Source organism: Hydrogenophaga sp. L76 (assembly GCF_057654755.1).
Window position 1 is genome coordinate 2,847,299 of the sequence record NZ_CM172807.1, and the last position, 18,120, is coordinate 2,865,418.

Below are 18,120 nucleotides of genomic sequence, written 5' to 3' on the forward strand. Positions count from 1 at the left end.
CGGGGGGATTACCCCAAGACCGACGTGGCCGTGCTCAAGATTGACGCAAAAGACCTGCCCACGGTGACCAAGGGGAACTCGAATGACCTGAAGGTCGGTGAATGGGTGCTGGCGATCGGCTCCCCGTATGGATTCGAGAACAGTGTGAGTGCGGGCGTGGTCAGTGCCAAGGGCCGCTCATTGCCCGAGGACAGCGTCGTGCCGTTCATTCAGACCGACGTTGCCGTCAACCCGGGCAATTCCGGCGGCCCGCTGTTCAACGCACGCGGCGAGGTGGTGGGGATCAACTCGCAGATTTACAGCCGCACGGGCGGCTACCAGGGCTTGTCCTTCGCCATCCCGATCGACCTGGTCAACAAGATCAAGGACCAGATTGTCGCCACAGGCAGGGCCAGCCACGCACGCCTGGGCGTAGCGATCCAAGAAGTGAACCAGGCTTTGGCCGACTCATTCAAGCTTGACAAACCCGAGGGCGCTCTGGTGTCCAGCGTGGATGCCGGCAGCCCCGCCGAGCAAGCGGGGCTGAAATACGGCGATGTGATTCGCAAGGTCAATGGTCAGCCCATCGTTGCTTCGGGTGATCTGCCCGCCCTGATCGGCCAAGCCACGCCGGGTGAAGTGGTGACACTCGAAGTCTGGCGCCAAGGCAAGCGCGAGGACTTGGCGGCCAAGCTGGGCGACGCTGTCAACAAGAAAGTGCAGATGGCCAAGAGCACTGGTGCCGCGGACAAAGGCAAACTGGGTCTGGCTCTGCGCGCGCTTGAGCCTCAGGAACGGCGCGTTGCCGGCGTTGACGGGCTGCTCATTGAAGAGGCTGCTGGTCCCGCCGCAATGGCAGGAGTGCAAGCGGGCGACGTTCTGATGGCCATCAACGGTACGCAAGTGAAGAACATTGAGCAAGTGCGTGCGGCGGTGGCCAGCAACAAGAAGTCAGTGGCATTGTTGATTCAACGCGACGGCGAGAAGATTTTTGTGCCGGTGCAGGTAGGCTGATGGAACACGAGACGGCGCAACGGCCAGTTCGTCATGCGTGGGTCCACGCATGACGAAGCGGAACGCTCTTCATCCTTCCGACCATGCCGGGGGACCTACAAGCAATGGACTCTCGGCACACATCCTGCCAACATCGGCCACGATGACCGGGGTGTGCATGACGACGCTCTACATCAGCCTGCTTGGCCCTATGATGACGCGTCGCGTAATCGTCGACAAACTCATGGCGGTCGACGCGTTGGTGTTCCTGGCCAGCGCCGTGCTGTCATTCATGTCGATGCGGTCCGAGCGGTTTGGCTCTCGTCTGGAGGGGTATGCGGAATGGGTGTTCTTGACGGCTCTGGCGCTTCTGGCACTCGGCGCGGTGGTGCTGGCATTCGCAGTCACTTGAACGGTGGGGCAGAGAGACACGCTGAGGAGTCGTCGCCCTCAGGTTTCCTAGCCCGGAACTCGCGTTCCCTTCACCACCGCCGTGGGTTGAATTCAAGTTCTGCGCGGTGGAATGCGGTCCCTTTCAAGCGGATTCAGACCGGTCGCGAGCGTCAAACCAGCCTGTCGCGTTGGCGATAATCCAGTTCGCCAACGCCCAAGCTGAGCCCGCAGCCCAGCCGGCCAGCACGTCGCTGGGCCAGTGCACGCCCAATGCAACACGGCTCACGCCCACAGCCAGCGCCACACCGATGGCCAGCACCAGCAAGATCACGCGCGCTGCCCTGGGCTGCATCCGAAAAGTCAGCAATGCCGCCAGCGTCAAGTACACCATTGCCGCCCCGAACGCGTGTCCGCTGGGGAAGCTGGCGTTCGCCACGATCACCTCGTGAGGCACCAGGTCGGGTCGCGCTCGCTCGAACGCGTGCTTCAGGCCCGTTTGAGCAGCGCGCCTCCCGACGTTGCCACGACGATAAAAAGTGCCAAACGCCGCTGATGCATCGCAATCAAAACCCCGCCAACACCCCCGACCAGCAGCACAAGGAACCAGGGACTGCCCAGCGCGGTCACTTCCCGAGCGAGTTGAAGTGCAGAGGCGCCGCCCAACAAAGTTGCCACGTCATTGGGCGCACGAAGGGCGAGCAGCCACTGCCGATCGCGCAGCAAGGTCTCGCCTTCCCGCATTTCGTCAGCGGTCCAGACGAAAACGCCAGCAGCCAGTGACATCAGCAAAACCAGCAGGAGAGCCGCCGGCTCAAGCAGATGTCGAGAACGCAGTACCCGCAAGCTTTTTTGCATAACGCCTTCTGTCCTTCAAACTGAATCGGGAGCCAATCCACACGCAGCTTTGCTTGCGGATATTTGTCCAGCCAATGACCGCTGCAAAGACCAATGTCTTCGCAGTGAAGAGGGCAGCCCGAAACTCGCTGTATTTTGAGCGGCCATCAGGCCTCGCCTCGGCACTCTGCACAGGGCAAGACTCTCGATGCGGTACGGCCCGGGTAGTCTATGTGCAGTGACAGCCTGGTTGAAGTTGTGGAAGCCACCGGGTTACAGTGACAAGGGGTGGACTGTCACCGATCCCAAGCTCTCGGAGATGGTTTGGCCGCGACAATAGGGAATGTAGAGTGGTCGTTCGTGCTGGTTCTGATAGAGCTGCCGCGATAGACACGACGCGGTGGCCAAGGATGAAGTGCACCTCAATGTAAGGGCGGGTGAACGCGGCGTCCTTGATCTCAATAGAACCTGGCTAAATCCCCAACCAGTGGACTGCCTTTTTGCGAGTGCTCCCGCGACTGACCGGCTTTCGTTCACCTATGCGAATTTTGCTGATTGAAGACGATCCCATGATCGGGAAGGCCGTGAAGCGTGGTGTGACCAAAGCGGGCTTCGTCGTTGACTGGGTTACCGATGGGCGCGATGCCGAGTGTTCACTGGCAAACCGCGTGTACGACCTCGCGATCCTGGACCTGGGTTTGCCCAAGAAGGATGGAATGGCCATCCTTGCAACGCTTCGCCATGGGGGCAACTCCATGCCCGTGCTGATCGTATCGGCGCGCGATACCGTGCGAGACCGTATTTCGGGCTTGGAGGCCGGTGCCGATGACTACTTGCTGAAACCTTTCGACCTGGACGAGTTGATCGCTCGGGTACGAGCCTTGTTGCGGCGCCATGCCGGCAGCGGCGTGCCCATGCTGCGCTGCGGTGAACTGCAACTGGACCCCGTCAACAAGCTGGTCACAAAGGGTGGAGCAACCGTCGATGTGACTGCAAAGGAGTTTGCGGTCCTTGAAGCCCTCATGCAAAGACCCGGCGCAGTCCTGTCAAGAGAAAAGCTTGAGGACTCCGTGTATGGGTGGGGCAGCGAAGTCGGCAGCAACGCCATCGAAGTGCACCTGCACTACCTGCGCAAGAAGCTCGGCGCATCGGCCATCAAAAATGTGCGTGGTGTTGGGTACCGCATTGCGGAGATGTGATGAGTTCGATCGAGCGAACCCTGCTGACCTGGATTCTTGGAGCGTTGAGTCTGGGCGCCTTGCTGGTTGCATTGCTCACATACGTTGTCACACTCGATGAAATGCACGAGGTTTTTGATGCAGATCTCAAGAACATTGCACAAGCGGTAGCGAGTTACCACCACGCCGGGTACGGGCCAGGGGACGACAGTGTTGTGGTGATGCCCAATCGAACCGACACGCCGGAAGATTCTGAGATCGTGACACTGACCTGGACGCGCGAAGGCAAGCGCGTGTTCGCTTCTGATCCCCGGGTTGAACTTCCGTTCAGCAGCACGCAAGGACTGTCGCGCACGTCCGCAAAGGGAGAAGACTGGATCGTTTATTCGAGCGTCAATGACGACGGGGTAGCCCAAGCAGCCCAGCGCGTATCTGCCCGTCAGGAGATGGCCGGGGAGTCGGCGTCCAAAGTGCTCCCGCCCCTGTTGGGACTTGTTGTGGTGGTCGGTGCATTGCTGATTTTTGGCTTGCGCAAAGGTCTAAAACCACTTCAAGGCGCAGCACAAGACGTTTCACAGCGCAGCGCACATTCGCTGGACCCCATCTCACTGGATGGGGTTCCGAATGAAATCCAGCCGCTAGTGGTTTCGATCAACGACCTGATGAAGCGCTTGGGTGAGGCGTTTGCGACGCAGCGTCGATTTTTGGCCGATGCGGCGCACGAGTTGCGAACTCCAATCACGGCACTGCGTCTGCAGCTGCAGTTGCTCCAGGGGAGCGGCAACGATGCAGAGCGTTCGCAAGCGATGACTGAGTTTGCCGCCGGGGTTGACCGCTCCCAACGGCTGGTGGAGCAGTTGTTGAACATTGCAAGAGCCGACGCCAACAGTGACCATTTTTCTCCGCAGCCGCTCAATTTGACGGAACTGGTGCAGTCGGTGGTGGCACGCTTCAGTCTGAAAGCCGACGTGCTCGACATTGATCTGGGAGTCAGTAGCGAGCCCACTTCCACTGGCGTATGGGTGAATGGGGACTCTGAACAACTCACCGTGCTGCTGAACAACTTGGTCGAAAACGCGCTTCGATTCACGCCGGCGGGTGGCGTGGTGGACGTCAAGATTTCCCAAGATCATGACGCATCCCCAGTGCTTCGCGTCATCGACAATGGACCGGGTATTTCCGATGCTGAACGGGAACGGGTTTTTGATCGTTTCTACCGAGGGAGCGAAGCCACGGCGTTGGCACGCGATGGCTACGGCAGTGGTCTCGGGCTGGCAATCGTGCAAGCGATTGCCGAACGCCATGGCGCCCATGTCGGCTTGGCATCGCCTGCGGATCATCGGGGCCTTGAGGTCACTGTTCGGTTTCGGCTCAACGACCAGGCCGCAGAGTAGCGCCACCAACTCCTTCAAGCCTAGGTAATTCTTTTCATGCCTTGATTCGCAGAAAACATCTTCCGTGATGCTTGAATTTAGAGGCGTGGGTGAAGGTGTGGCATGCTCCCAAAAATGGAACTCAGCGGCAAACTTAAGATTTGGGCGAGGCGAATCAAACGAGACGGTGTGACCCTTTGGTTCGCTGGCAAACATCCTGCAACGCCGTGGTATGCGAAAGCACTGGGAGCTTTCGTCGTGGCCTACGCGCTCAGTCCAATTGACCTGATTCCAGACTTCATCCCGGTGCTCGGCTACGTGGATGATGTTTTGTTGCTACCCGGACTCATCTGGCTGACTATCCGCCTATTGCCAAGTGAAGTCCTGGCCGATTGCCGCGAACAGGCCGACGCGTGGATGAAGGTTCAGGGATCGAAACCGCGCAGCCGACTCGGTGCAGCGCTGATCGTGCTCATCTGGATTGGGTTTTCTGCGGCTCTCTGGTTTTGGCTCGCCCCTAAAGGTTAGAGGCCGACGGATCACCGTCTTGGGCGGTATTCCGTCTGGGTGCGTCCTTCTGCAATCTCACTTGCAGAGTGTCGGAGCAGGACAGATGCGTTGGTGACATCAACCACCTCATGTCATTGAACGCGTCCGGCGAGTTAAGTCGCACTTAAGTCGCAGCGGCAAAAAATGTGAGCGATGGTATGTATTGAACACCGCTCCGATCCAGCCAAGGCGCTGGGCTTCCCTCCAAGATGAGGCTGACACATGAAATCAGCACACGTCTTGGCCCACTGCTCCGAATCCGTCCACAGGTCAGTACCGAGGTTGTTGCGCTGGCGGCCAGCGTGTTCTTCGCGCTTGCGTGTAACTCGCAATTTTTGAAGGCCGCGCTGGCTGGACGGCTTGAGTCCGACCCATCAACCTGGATGTTCGGTGGCGCCATGGTGGTGATGCTCACCATGCTCCACTTGTTTTTACTGCTGCTGGTGCTTCACCGATCGGTCGCGCGCGAGCTGCTCAGCGTGCTGCTCATTGCCACCGCATTCGCAACTTACTACATGCAGCGGTTTGGCGTCTTCATGGACCCAAGCATGCTGCGCAATGTGCTGCGAACCGATGTGGCTGAAGCCCGCGAGCTGTTCAGCCTTGGCATGGTGCCTCATCTGGTGGTCTTCGCTGGACTTCCGCTTCTGCTCCTCTGGCGTGTTCAGATTAAAAAGCGCTCTTTGGCGCGAGCACTCGCGTTGCGTACATTGGCACTGATGGCGACGGGAGTCTTGTTGATTGGCTCGGTGTTCGTTGTGTATCAGGACTTCTCGGCGCTCATGCGCAACCAAAAGGAGATGCGTTATCTCGTTACTCCCGCGAACTTCCTGTATTCAACGGCACGGGTTCTGACAGCCGATACGCGGCAAGCTGCGGTCGCACGATTGACGGTGGGCGCTGATGCACGACAGGGCGCCTCATGGAGCGCACGGCCACGACCCACCCTGCTGGTGTTGGCCATCGGAGAGACTGCTCGCGCTGCAAACTGGGGGCTGAATGGCTACGTCCGACAGACCACACCCGAGTTGGCCAAACAGGACGTCCTGAACTTCACCGATGTAACCGCATGCGGAACCAACACGGAAACTTCGCTTCCGTGCATGTTCTCCGCAGTGGGTCGCCGAAGCTACGACGAAGAGCGCATCCGCGGCAGTGAGTCTTTGTTGCACGTGCTGAACCGAGCTGGCTTTCAGGTGCTCTGGCGCGACAACCAGTCTGGATGCAAAGGGGTATGCGATGGTCTTCCCATCCAGCAGATTGATCCTGCGCAATTGCCCGAACTGTGCGTTGACGGTCGGTGCTTGGATGACGCCTTGCTGAGCGGACTGGACACGGTCGCGCGGGATGCAAAGGGCAACCTGGTGGTCGTTCTGCACATGCTTGGCAACCATGGACCGACGTACTACAAGCGATACCCCGATGCGTTCAAGCGCTTCTCACCGACATGCGACACGGGCGAGCTTCGAAAATGTACCAAGGACGAGATCGTCAATGCTTACGACAACGCCTTGCTGTACACAGACCACATTCTGTCCAAGACGATCAACTTTCTGAAGCAACAAGAGCGAACCTTCGACGCAGCCTTGATGTACGTGTCTGACCATGGGGAGTCGCTGGGAGAAAGTGGCCTGTACCTCCACGGCGTTCCGTACGCCATCGCGCCCGACGTACAAACCAAGGTGCCGATGGTTTGGTGGTTGTCGGCAGGATTTACAAAAAGCTTCGGACTTGACCAGAGCTGTCTGAAAAAGCAAACCACCAAGCCATGGGCACACGATGAGTTGTTTCACACGGTACTCGGGCTGTTGCAGGTGCAGACCAGCGTGTACGAACGCAAATTCGATATATCGGCGGGATGCAGGGCCGAATAAGCGCACATAAAGATGGCACTTTCTGAACACGAATCCAGAGCACACGAACAGGCAGCATGGCGTGACGCTATCGGCGTTGGTGCTCTGCTCCTGCTGCTGGTGCTTTGGGAGGTGAGCGGACTCGACTTGCCACTGGCGCGTTTGTACGGCAATGCTGAGGGATTTTCGTGGCGCAACCACTGGCTCACGGGTGGCATGCTGCATGGCGGCGCACGCGCAGTGGCACTGAGCCTGCTCGCTTACGTGGCCTTGAGCGTTTGGTTGTCGGTTCCGCTGCTGCGTTCAGTGTCCCAACGAGGTCGGATTTGGATGTTGGCAACCATCTTGCTCTGCGTTGCCTTGATCCCTCTGCTCAAGCAGGTGAGTTCGACAAGTTGCCCATGGTCATTGGTCGAGTTTGGTGGCGAAGCCAGGTACGTGCCGCACTGGCTGCTGGGCTACAGCGACGGTGGACCCGGCGGTTGTTTTCCAGCTGGGCACGCTTCAAGCGCATTTGGATTCCTGGCAGGCTGGTTTGCTTTGCGTGGGAGTGCACCGCGCACAGCCAGATGGTGGCTGATTCTCACGGTGACGGTGGGACTGCTGTTGGGATGGGTGCAGATGATGCGGGGGGCACACTATCTGAGTCATTCGTTATGGACAGCCTGGATCTGCTGGGCAGTGACGACATCTTCGTTTCACAGCACTCGCAGTTGGAGAGAAAAGTATTCGTCTGGCGCGTCGAGTTCCCTCTAAGTTTGTACAGCTCCGCGCTACTTGAACTGGTGCGTCAAACTACGCGGGGGTTTCCAGAGTCGGTGTCCCTTGTTCTCATTGGTGTCGGCGCCGATCCAAATTTGAGCCACCGTGCCGACTGAATATTGAGCCAGGGGTGGAAGCCGACTTTTGTGGGGTCGGCTGTGGATAAGTGTAGGTGCTGTCCTGGTTCGGCGATCTCCTTGTTGTTGTGTTGAAGGCGCTGTGCAAGCCGCGCAGGGCGTAGCCTGTAGCGGCTTGCACAGCACGGCACTTGCTCAGAATGGGTCGGGCTCAGCCTGCGTCGAGGTATTCTTTCGCGCCTGCTCGCGGGCCTTGATACGCTTCTTGGCTGCAGCTGTGCTGCGACTGAAACGGATCGACTCGTTGCCTGTCTCCACGATGTGGCAGTGGTGAGTGAGACGGTCCAGCAGCGCGGTGGTCATCTTCGCGTCGCCGAACACGCTGGACCATTCTGCGAAGTCCAGGTTGGTCGTGATCATCACGCTGGTGTGTTCGTACAGCTTGCTCAGCAGGTGGAACAGCAACGCCCCGCCGGCCTGGCTGAACGGCAGATAGCCCAGCTCGTCCAGAATGACCAGGTCCATGCGCAGCAGGCTGGCTGCGATGCGCCCGGCCTTGCCTTGGGCCTTCTCCTGCTCCAGTGCGTTGACCAGATCGACCGTGGAGTAGAAGCGCACCCGCTTGCCGTGCCGGGTGATGCCCGAGACGCCCATGGCCGTGGCCAGATGGGTCTTGCCTGTGCCCGGCCCGCCCACCAGCACCACGTTGTGCGCCTCGTCGGTGAAGGCCGTGGTGGCCAGAGTCTCCACCAGCTTGCGGTCCACCGGCGAGACCTCGAAGTCAAAGCCCGCCATGTCGCGGTGCACCGGGAACTTCGCCGCGTGCATCTGGTGGCTGACCGAGCGCATCGCGCGGTCCGTGCCCTCGGCCTGCAACAGGTGCTCGATCAGCCAGCGCGAGGACTCGATGCCCACACCGCCTCCCTTACCACCCCCTTGCTCGACCAGATCGGCCCACGCCCCGGCCATGCCGTGCAGGCGCAGTGCCTTGAGTTCGACCAGCACATCAGTCTTCATGGCCGGCTCCTTCGGTGGTCACTCCCACAATGTTGCCCACGGTGTCCGAACGCAGGCTGTCGTAGCGAGCCGTGTTCGCCAGCGGCGGCGTGCTCACCTTCAACAGTGTGGCCGCCGTGGGCGGTATCGGCTGCGCGTTGAGCCGGTTCAGCACGTTGACCACATGCTCCACGCTGACCTTGCCCGGTGGACCGCTCTCCAGTGCCAGCTCGATGGCCACCAGCACCGCGTCCAGACCGGCGCTGAGCACAATGGCCAGCACCTGCGCCATCACCCGGTCGCCACCCGGGTTGCGCAGCAGCCCTCGGCGCAGCCGCTGCAGGGCCTCGGGCATGTCGGCAAAGGGCGCGCCGTTCCTCAGGGCACCGGGCTTCCTCTGCAGCAGCGGGATGTAGTGCTGCCAGTCGTACCGGGTCTCGCCCGCGTTGCTCAGCCGCTCGTGGCGCGCCACGATGGTGTCGTCGGCCACGATGGCCACGCTGCCCGGGTACAGCCGTGTGCTGACCAACTGGCCGACCCGTTCGCACGGCACGGAATATCGGTTGCGCGCCACCGACACCAGGCAGGTGCTGGAGACCCGCGCGGGTTTCTCGACGTAGCCGTCGAACGGCACCGGCATGGGCATGAGGTGCGCGCGCTCGTGTTCGAGCATCTCGGCCACGCTGAACTGGGTGTGCTCGGGGTGGCGCACCTCGTCCCACAGCGCGCGGCAGCGCTGGCCCAGCCAGGCGTTGAGTTCGGTGAAGCTGCCGAACTTGATCTTGGCCGCGTCGATCCAGATGCGCCGACGGCTGTCCTGCACGTTCTTCTCCACCACCCCTTTCTCCCAGCCGCTGGCCACGTTGCAGAAGTCCGGGTCGTACAGGTAGTGCGCGCACATGGTGGCAAAGCGCTCGTTGACGATGCGACCCTTGCCCTTCTTGACCTTGTCTACAGCGGTCTTCATGTTGTCGTAGATGCCGCGTCGGGCCACACCGCCGAGTGCCGCGAACGACCGGGTGTGGGCATCGAACAGCATCTCGTGGCCCTGGCTGGGGTAGGCCACCAGCCAGAAGGCCCGTGAAGCACACAGCTTCATGTGTGAGACCTGCACCCGGTAGTAGATGCCACCGATCACCATGCCTTCCTCGCTCCAGTCGAACTGGAAGGCCTCGCCCAGCTCGAAGGTCAGCGGCACGAAGGCGTTGCCCGCAGACCCCTGACCCTCGCTCTGGCGCCATGCCCGGATGAAGTCGGTCACTCGCGTGTACCCGCCCTCGTAGCCCGCGCGCCTGATCTCGGCGTACAGCGCCTTGGCCGTGCGCCGCTCGTGCTTGGGCCGACGTGCATCGGCCTTCAAGGCCTGCCTGAGTGCGTCATGGAACGCCGTGAGTTTGCTGGGCTGTTCGCCGCGCCGGTACTTCGGCGGGCCGTCCACCTCGCCGTGCAACCACTTCGCCACCGTGTTGCGCGAGAGCCCTGTCATGCGCGATATCTCGCGCTCCGATTTGTTCTTCCGGGCATGCAAATGCCGGATCCTGCCAATCATGTCCATGGTGATCACTCCTTGTCCTCTGCTGCACATAAAAACAGCAGAGTAGGTTGTTCACCTGGCTCAGTTTTGGGTCGGCACTACCCTCAAAAGTGGCTCAGTTTTCGGTCGGCGCCAACACGCTATGAAAAAAAACGACCCCTGAGATTCAACTGAATCTCAGGGGTCGAGGGGAGCGGACAAACTTGCAGGTTTCACCGGTCAAACTTGCAGCTTATGTTGACAAACTTGCAGCTTATGGTGTCACCCACAGCTGAGCGCCTTCGGAACGGCCGGACGGTGCTCATCCGCAGGTGCCGAGATGGCCGCAGGAGGTGCAGTAATCGCAGCCGTCCTTGCGGATCATGGCGTGTGCACCGCACTCCGGGCACTTTTTGCCGGCCATCACGCCCGAGGGCATGCCGGTGAGTTCGGGCATGGCCGGCGCCGGGGCAGCCGCCACCACACCCAGCTGGGCGCGGCGCGCGATGATGTTCTGCAGCGCATAGGCGATGGCAGCGACTTCGGAGTCGTGCCACATCGGCACGTGCGTGCCATCGGCCTTCTGGTACGTGCCCAGGCGCACGGGGCCGCGGTCCCAGGCGACCTTGCGCATGTCGGACAACGCACGCCCCAGGAAACCGCCGCGAGCGGCCAGCGAGAGCATGCGCATGGTGGAGGTGATCCACTGCTGCGATTCACCGCTCTGGCCCACGGGCATGAAGAACTCGATGGCGCGTTCCACCGTGCCATTGCCTTCGGCCGCGGGCACCGGCAGGAAGGAGACCACGATGTACAGCGTCTTGTGGCCTTCCTGCGTCCAGTACTCGATCTTGTCGGCCACGGCCGACAGCGCACCCTTGGGGCGACTCTCGATCACGGTGCGCATCGGGTCCACGGGCGCTGCGGGCGCCGGGGCCGCATCGGCCTTGGCGTCGGTCGCGGCGCTGCCGGTGTCGAGCACCGAGCCGAGGATGCTGTTGGGCCGGTAGGTGGCCATGCCCTTGAGGTTGGCGCGCCAGGCCTTCTGGTACAGGCTCTTGAAGTCCTGGAAGGGGTAGTCGGCCGCGACGTTGACCGTCTTGGAAATGGCGGTGTCCACGAAGGGCTGCACCGCTTCCATCATGGCGATGTGTTCGCCCGCGCTCATGGCCAGCGCGTTGACGAAGTAGTCGGGCAGCTGGTCCACGTCACCGCCGAGTTCGCGGTACAGGCGCCAGGCGTGGTCTTCCACCGCGTACTCGCTGGTGCTGCCATCGGCCTCGCGCTTCTTGCGGCGGTACATCCAGGAGAACGGCGGTTCGATGCCGTTGGAGGCGTTGTCGGCAAAGGCCAGGCTGACCGTGCCGGTGGGCGCGATCGAGAGCAGGTGGCTGTTGCGCAGGCCGTGTTTGCGGATGGCCTTCTTGATCGCCTCGGGCAGGCGGCTGGCGAAGGTGCCGGGGGCCAGGTAACCCTCGGCGTCGAATTTGGGGAACACGCCCTTTTCCTTGCCCAGCTCGACCGAGGCGAGGTAGGCGGCGTTGCGCATGCGTTCGGCGATCTGGGCCGCCATGGCCCTGCCCTCTTCGCGGTCGTAGCGCACGCAGAGCATGGCCAGCGCATTGCCCATGCCGGTGAAGCCCACGCCGATGCGGCGCTTGGCGGCGCTTTCGACGCGCTGCTGCTCCAGTGGCCAGAAGGTCACGTCGAGCACGTTGTCCAGCGCACGCACCTGGGTCGCCACCGCCTGCTCGAAGGCCTCGAAATCAAACGCCGGCACACCACCGAAACCAAACGGGTTCTTGACGAAGCGGGTGAGGATGATGGGGCCGAGGTCGCAGCAGCCGTAGGGCGGCAGCGGCTGTTCGCCACAGGGGTTGGTCGCCGCGATGGTTTCGCAGTAGTGCAGGTTGTTGTCGGTGCCGATCTTGTCGAGGAACAGGATGCCCGGCTCGGCGAAGTCGTAGGCCGACTTCATGATGGTGTCCCACAGCTCGGTGGCGGACAGGGTCTGGTAGACCCACAGGCCATCACCGCGCTGGTAGGCGCCCTTGTCGAGCAACGTCTTGCCGGGCCGGGCCTTGTGCACCAGTTCCCAGGGCTGGTCGCCGCCCACGGCTTCCATGAAGGCGTCGCTCACGCCGACCGAGACGTTGAAGTTGTTCCAGCGACCCGGCGTGCGCTTGGCGGTGATGAACTCCATCACGTCCGGGTGATCGATGCGCAGCACGCCCATCTGCGCGCCGCGGCGTGCGCCCGCGCTCTCCACGGTGGAGCAGCTCTGGTCGAACACGTTGATGTAGCTGCAGGGGCCGGACGCCATCGAATGCGTGCCCTTGACCTCGGCGCCCTTGGGGCGGATGCGCGAGAAGTCATAACCCACGCCGCCGCCGCGGCGCATGGTTTCGGCGGCTTCGCGCAGCGCTTCGTAGATGCCGGGGTAACCCTCGGCGTCCACGCCCTGGATGGCGTCGCCCACGGGCTGCACGAAGCAGTTGATCAGGGTGGCCTGGATGTCGGTGCCGGCCGCGCTCATGATGCGGCCCGCGCCGATGGCACCCGCGTGCAGGTTGTCCAGGAAACGCTGCTCCCATTCGACGCGCTCGGCCTCTTTTTCCACCGAAGCGAGCGCCCGCGCCACACGGCGGTACAGGTCTTCCAGACCGGATTCGCCCGGCTTCAGGTATTTCTCGGCCAGCACGTCCTGGCTGATGGGTTGGGTGGCGGTCAGGTCCTGGGGACGCATGGTGTTGTCGCGTTTCATCTCGGTGTTTGTTGGAAAGAGTGAGAGGGGGCGGCCAGGCTGCGGGGTGGTGGCAGGGTGGCCCAGGTCGGGCATGCCGTCGTGTGGGCGGTGAACGACCGGACGGGTGAAAACCACCCTGCATTTTGCCCTGAGCCGCGCCGGTTCAACGACCTCGCATCCGATGCCCGTCCCTTTTCCGAGCGAAATCGGCGGTGGCACCCGGGTGCCCCGGCCCGCCCGCGCCCGGCAACTGCCTCATGAACAGGCAATCCGCTTTCCATATGTCTCAATTCATCCATCAGAAAGAATTTGCCCATCGTGTTCGACATAAGGCGGATAGGGCCCCGTGCCGCTGTGGGAGGCCAACGAGGCCGGCACAAAGGCACCTTGTTCTGCGTCAAAAACGTGGACTTCCCCCTCCTCGATCACGTAATGCCAGCCGTGCAGCGACAGCTGACCCGCCTCCGCGGCGCGGCGCACCATGGGGTAATCCATCAGCCGCTCCAGCTGCAGCACCACCGCGCGCTGCTCGGTGCGGCGCAGCGCTTCGGCACTGGGCTGGACCGGCAGCAGCGCCTCGTCGGCCAGCTTGAGCCAGGCCTTGAGCGCCACCGCCTCCTCGGGCGCACCTTCGTAGGCGGTGCGGATGGCGCCGCAGTGGCTGTGGCCACAGACGATGATGCGTTCCACCTTCAGGCTGAGCACCGCGAACTCGATCGCCGCCGTGGTGCCGTGCAGGCCGGCCAGGCGCCGGGCCGCCCCAAGGCTGGCGCCCCCCTCGGGGGGGAAGGCGCCAGGGGCGCCTACGGGGGGGCGTTCGATGACCTGGTCGTAGGGCGGCACGAAGGCGCCCACGTTGCGCACCAGGAACAGCTCGCCCGGCGCCGCGCCGGTCAGCAGGTAGGGCACCAGGCGCGAGTCGGAACAGCCGATGAACAGCGTCTTAGGATGCTGCCCCTGCGCCACCAGGTCCTGGAAGCGCTGCTGGTGCAGCGGGAAATAATCGGAATGGAAATCGCGCAGACGCAGCAGCAGGTCGTCGGGCATGGTGGCCTCGGTCTCACTGAACCAGGGGCGAGTCGGCACCTTCGAGTTCGATCCCTTCGACCTTCGCCTGCCCCACCAGCAGCTGCATGTACTGGCGCAGCGCGGTGCTGCGCGACTGCAGCGCGAGCCGGCTGGCGATCTGGTCACGAACCTGCCCGAACTCGGGCAACTGGCCTTTCTTGCGGCCCAGCACCTCGATGATGTGCAGGCCGAAACGCGTGTGCACCAGGCGCGGATGCACGCCCATGCCCCAGCGCGAATCGGTCTGGAAGAACAGCTCGTTCGCCAGCTCGGGGGCGCAGGCTTCCGGCGTCACCCAGCCCAGGTCGCCGCCCTGGGCGCCCGAGGGGCAGTTCGACAGCTCGGCGGCCAGTTGCGCAAAGCGCCCCGCGGGCACGTCCTTGCGCGACAGCTCCAGCAACGCGGTCTCGGCGCGCTGCGACAGCGCGTGCACGTTCACGCCCGGCGTCACCGCAAACAGGATGTGCCGCACATGCAGCGCCTGCCCGACGATCAGCCGGTTCTTCTGCGCCTCGTAGTGACGGCGGCATTCCTCTTCGGTGGGGTCGGGCGAGGTCACGGCCTGGTCGAGCATGGTCTCGATGACCTGGCGCTGCGCCTCGTCCGGCTGTTGCGCGACCAGCCCCCGGAAACGCGGCAGCAGGCCCTGTTTCACCGCTTCCTGCATCAGCAGCTCGGTGTAGGCGCGCTCGCGCAGGGTCTGGGCATCGAGCACTTCATCGGGTTCGTGCAGGGCGATACCGTTGATGCTGGCCACCTGCGGTTGGGCCAGATCGGCGCAGGCGCAGCTGCTGCTGCCGCAACCAACAGTGGAAGAGGGGTTCATGGCAAATTCCTGGTTCAGGGTGGAGGCGCTCACGGCTGGCGTGGGGTGTTGGGCGTCAGGCCCAGCTTGCGGCTGCGCACCACCTGGTAGGGGCGGAACACATAGGCCAGCGTGCCGAAGCCGCTCCACACATGCACCAGGCGCGAGAAGGGGAAGAGCAGGAAGATCGTCATGCCGAGCACCAGGTGCACCTTGTAAGGCCAGTCCAGCGCCACCAGGCCAGCCGCGTCGGGGCGGAAGGTGACGATGCGCTGCGCCCAGTCGGACAGCACCAGCATGACCGAGCCGTCGCTGTGCCCGTAAGAGAACGGCAGCGTGATCAGACCCAGCACCAGCTGCACCCAGAGGATGACCAGGATGAACAGGTCGGTGCGGTGGCTGGTGAGGCGGATGCGGTCGTCAAAAATGCGGCGGTGCAGCAGCATGGTCAGGCCGATGAAGCAGATCACACCAGCGATACCGCCGGCCACCACGGCCACCATCTGCTTGTCGCCCGGACTGATGAAGGGCTCGTAGATGAAGTGGGGCGTGAGCAGGCCCACGGTGTGACCACCGAACAAAAACAGGATGCCGATGTGAAACAGGTTGCTGCCCCAGCGCAACTGGCGCTTGCGCAGCAGCTGCGACGAGTCGCTTTTCCAGGTGTACTGGTCGCGGTCGAAGCGCGCCAGGCTGCCCATGAGGAACACCGACAGGCAGATGTACGGGTAGACGTTGAAGAAGAAGTTGTGCAGCGTGTTCATGCCTGCGCTCCTGAAGAGGGTTGGGGTGACTTTCTGACGATCTGGATGGGCTGCGGCTGATTCGGTTTGGCCTGGCCTTCGGTCGAACAACCACCAAACACCTCGGGCTCGGCCCAGCTCTCGTCGATTTCGGGCTCCGGCGCCACGGCCACCGCTTCGGCCTTTTCGCCCGCCAGCTCCAGCACGGCGGCCAGCACGCTGGCGTAAGGGCTCTGGCGACCGGCCAGCGCACTGAAGATCACGCGCACGATGTGCGCGATCTCACCCATGAACTCACGCGCCTGCTGCGGCGGCTGGGTGGACGCAAATTCCAGCACCACGGGCAGGTAGTCGGGCAGCTCGTTCGGTCCCAGAAACAGGCCCGCTTTTTCGTAGGTCTGGATCAGGTCGATCATGGCCGGGCCACGGTCGCGTGAATCGCCGTGCACGTGTTCGAACAGGTGCAGCGCGGTGCGGCGCCCGCGGTCGAACAGCTCGACGTATTCCGATTCGATGTCCAGCGCGGGCTGGGTGGCCAGGTGCGTGAGCAGCGCGTCGAGTTCGGCCAGCCGCGCGGCCGGCAAAGCCGCCTCGGTGCGCAGCGCCTGCTGCATCTCGGCGGTGTGGGCGCGAAACGCCGCGTCGGGGTAGCGCAGCAGGTGCGCCAGCACGCGCAGCGTGTGGCGGGCCTGCGGAGGGGAGGAAGAAAACAGGTTCATCTCATGCTCCCAGCTTGATCGGGATGGTGCGCTTCTTTTCAGAACCGAACAGGCTGGTCTCGGTCTGGCCTTCGGAGCAACCGTTGCCGAAACTGAAGCCACAGCCGCCCTTCACGTTGAAGGTGTTTTCGGCGTACTCGCGGTGCGTGGTCGGGATCACGAAACGGTCTTCGTAGTTGGCGATCGCCATGTAGCGGTACATCTCTTCCACCTCGCGGGCGGTCAGGCCCACCTGGTCGAGCACCTCCTGGTTGACCAGGCCATCCACGTGTTTGGTGCGCTGGTAGGAGCGCATGGCCAGCATGCGTTCGAGCGCGCGCACCACCGGGCCGGTGTCGCCGGCGGTCAGCAAGTTGGCCAGGTACTTGACCGGAATGCGCAGCTGCGACACGTCCGGGATCTCGCCGTTCTGGCTCAGCATGCCGGCGTTGGCCGAAGCGGTGATGGGCGAGAGCGGTGGCACGTACCAGACCATGGGCAGGGTGCGGTACTCGGGGTGCAGCGGCAGGGCCACCTTCCACTCCACCGCCATCTTGTAGACCGGGCTCTGGCGGGCCGCGGCCATCCAGGCGTCGGGGATGCCGTCGATGCGCGCCTGCGCTATCACCTTGGGATCGTTCGGGTCGAGGAACAGGTCGAGCTGTGCCTGATAAAGATCGATCTCGTTGGGCGTGCTCGCGGCTTCGGCGATGCGGTCGGCGTCGTACAGCAGCACGCCGAGGTAACGGATGCGACCGACGCAGGTTTCACTGCACACCGTGGGCTGACCGGCTTCGATGCGCGGGTAGCAGAAGATGCACTTCTCGGCCTTGCCGCTTTTCCAGTTGTAGTAGATCTTCTTGTAGGGGCAGCCGCTCACGCACATGCGCCAGCCGCGGCACTTGTCCTGGTCGATCAGCACGATGCCGTCTTCCTCGCGCTTGTAGATCGAGCCCGAGGGGCACGAGGCCACACAGGCCGGGTTCAGGCAGTGCTCGCACAGGCGCGGCAGGTACATCATGAAGGTGTTCTCGAACTGGCCCATCATGTCTTTCTGGGCCTGCTCGAAACCGTCCATGTTCGCGTCCTTGCTGCGCTTGGAAAATTCCCCGCCCAGGATCTCTTCCCAGTTCGGTCCCCACTCGATCTTCTCCATGCGCTTGCCGGTGATCAGCGAACGCGGGCGGGCGGTGGGCGCGTGCTTCATCTCCGGCGCCGACTGCAGGTGGTCGTAGTCGAAGGTGAAGGGCTCGTAGTAGTCGTCGATCTGCGGCAGGTTGGGGTTGCTGAAGATCTTCATCAGCAGCGACCACTTGCCACCCTGCTTGGGCACGATGGAACCGTCGGCCTTGCGGACCCAGCCCCCGTTCCACTTGTCCTGGTTCTCCCACTCCTTGGGGTAACCGATGCCGGGCTTGGTCTCGACGTTGTTGAACCAGGCGTATTCCACCCCGGGGCGGCTGGTCCAGACGTTCTTGCAGGTGACCGAACAGGTGTGGCAGCCGATGCACTTGTCCAGGTTGAGCACCATGCCGATTTGAGCGCGTATTTTCATGTTTG

The 18,120-nt window shown here is 62.6% G+C and carries 16 protein-coding genes and 1 pseudogene; 7 read left to right on the forward strand and 10 right to left on the reverse strand.

The features are described 5' to 3' along the window. Positions 1 to 15 precede the first annotated feature (15 nt). Positions 16 to 993 (forward strand): annotated as a pseudogene (locus tag AC23D4_RS13720) (PDZ domain-containing protein); the annotation flags it as partial. Between the two features lie 157 nt (positions 994 to 1,150). Continuing rightward, a complete protein-coding gene (locus tag AC23D4_RS13725; protein ID WP_472890545.1) occupies positions 1,151 to 1,384 on the forward strand; it encodes a hypothetical protein in 234 nt (77 codons plus the stop codon). 123 nt (positions 1,385 to 1,507) lie between these two features. Here the strand turns inward: AC23D4_RS13725 and AC23D4_RS13730 are convergent, their stop codons facing one another. After that, positions 1,508 to 1,819, reverse strand: a complete 312-nt coding sequence (locus AC23D4_RS13730; RefSeq protein ID WP_487623624.1) for a phosphatase PAP2 family protein — start codon at positions 1,817 to 1,819, stop codon at positions 1,508 to 1,510. A gap of 32 nt (positions 1,820 to 1,851) precedes the next feature. Further along, complete coding sequence (locus tag AC23D4_RS13735) at positions 1,852 to 2,220, reverse strand: hypothetical protein (RefSeq protein ID WP_472890543.1); 369 nt, start codon at positions 2,218 to 2,220, stop codon at positions 1,852 to 1,854. 518 nt (positions 2,221 to 2,738) lie between these two features. Between AC23D4_RS13735 and AC23D4_RS13740 the strand changes: the two genes are divergently transcribed. The 5 genes from AC23D4_RS13740 (at position 2,739) to AC23D4_RS13760 (ending at position 7,908) form a co-directional block, all read left to right on the forward strand. Further along, positions 2,739 to 3,398: a response regulator gene (locus tag AC23D4_RS13740; protein ID WP_472890542.1), complete on the forward strand. Its 660-nt coding sequence runs from the start codon at positions 2,739 to 2,741 to the stop codon at positions 3,396 to 3,398. Further along, on the forward strand, positions 3,398 to 4,771 hold the full coding sequence (locus tag AC23D4_RS13745; RefSeq protein ID WP_472890541.1) for an ATP-binding protein: 1,374 nt from the start codon (positions 3,398 to 3,400) through the stop codon (positions 4,769 to 4,771). The genes AC23D4_RS13740 and AC23D4_RS13745 overlap by 1 nt, the downstream gene beginning before the upstream one ends. 114 nt (positions 4,772 to 4,885) lie before the next feature. Further along, the gene (locus AC23D4_RS13750) at positions 4,886 to 5,278 is read left to right on the forward strand and encodes a YkvA family protein (RefSeq protein WP_472890540.1); all 393 of its coding nucleotides are present in this window, start codon (positions 4,886 to 4,888) and stop codon (positions 5,276 to 5,278) included. Between the two features lie 323 nt (positions 5,279 to 5,601). Next, complete coding sequence (locus AC23D4_RS13755; RefSeq protein WP_487623625.1) at positions 5,602 to 7,173, forward strand: phosphoethanolamine transferase; 1,572 nt, start codon at positions 5,602 to 5,604, stop codon at positions 7,171 to 7,173. Between the two features lie 12 nt (positions 7,174 to 7,185). Then, positions 7,186 to 7,908, forward strand: a complete 723-nt coding sequence (locus AC23D4_RS13760) for a phosphatase PAP2 family protein (protein ID WP_472890538.1) — start codon at positions 7,186 to 7,188, stop codon at positions 7,906 to 7,908. Positions 7,909 to 8,186: 278 nt separating this feature from the next. On the opposite strand, the gene istB is transcribed toward AC23D4_RS13760, so the two are convergent. From istB to narH, 8 genes are all read right to left on the reverse strand, one after another. Beyond that, positions 8,187 to 9,008, reverse strand: a complete 822-nt coding sequence (gene istB / locus AC23D4_RS13765; protein WP_487623626.1) for an IS21-like element ISThsp19 family helper ATPase IstB — start codon at positions 9,006 to 9,008, stop codon at positions 8,187 to 8,189. Continuing rightward, positions 8,998 to 10,542, reverse strand: a complete 1,545-nt coding sequence (gene istA, locus AC23D4_RS13770; protein WP_487623627.1) for an IS21 family transposase — start codon at positions 10,540 to 10,542, stop codon at positions 8,998 to 9,000. Before istA ends, istB begins: the two co-directional genes overlap by 11 nt. Before the next feature lie 280 nt (positions 10,543 to 10,822). Continuing rightward, positions 10,823 to 13,264 carry an adenosylcobalamin-dependent ribonucleoside-diphosphate reductase gene (locus tag AC23D4_RS13775; RefSeq protein ID WP_472889883.1) on the reverse strand — a complete coding sequence of 814 codons (2,442 nt, stop codon included), beginning with the start codon at positions 13,262 to 13,264 and terminating at the stop codon, positions 10,823 to 10,825. A 273-nt stretch (positions 13,265 to 13,537) separates the two neighbouring features. After that, complete coding sequence (locus AC23D4_RS13780) at positions 13,538 to 14,293, reverse strand: carbonic anhydrase (RefSeq protein ID WP_472889882.1); 756 nt, start codon at positions 14,291 to 14,293, stop codon at positions 13,538 to 13,540. Positions 14,294 to 14,306: 13 nt separating this feature from the next. Continuing rightward, the gene (locus AC23D4_RS13785; RefSeq protein WP_472889881.1) at positions 14,307 to 15,140 is read right to left on the reverse strand and encodes a peptidylprolyl isomerase; all 834 of its coding nucleotides are present in this window, start codon (positions 15,138 to 15,140) and stop codon (positions 14,307 to 14,309) included. Between the two features lie 29 nt (positions 15,141 to 15,169). After that, complete coding sequence (gene narI, locus AC23D4_RS13790) at positions 15,170 to 15,883, reverse strand: respiratory nitrate reductase subunit gamma (RefSeq protein ID WP_472889880.1); 714 nt, start codon at positions 15,881 to 15,883, stop codon at positions 15,170 to 15,172. Beyond that, positions 15,880 to 16,581, reverse strand: coding sequence for a nitrate reductase molybdenum cofactor assembly chaperone (gene narJ / locus AC23D4_RS13795; protein ID WP_472889879.1), 702 nt, complete (start codon positions 16,579 to 16,581; stop codon positions 15,880 to 15,882). The genes narI and narJ overlap by 4 nt, the downstream gene beginning before the upstream one ends. A 1-nt stretch (position 16,582) precedes the next feature. Then, a complete protein-coding gene (narH, locus tag AC23D4_RS13800; protein ID WP_472889878.1) occupies positions 16,583 to 18,115 on the reverse strand; it encodes a nitrate reductase subunit beta in 1,533 nt (510 codons plus the stop codon). Positions 18,116 to 18,120 lie beyond the last annotated feature (5 nt).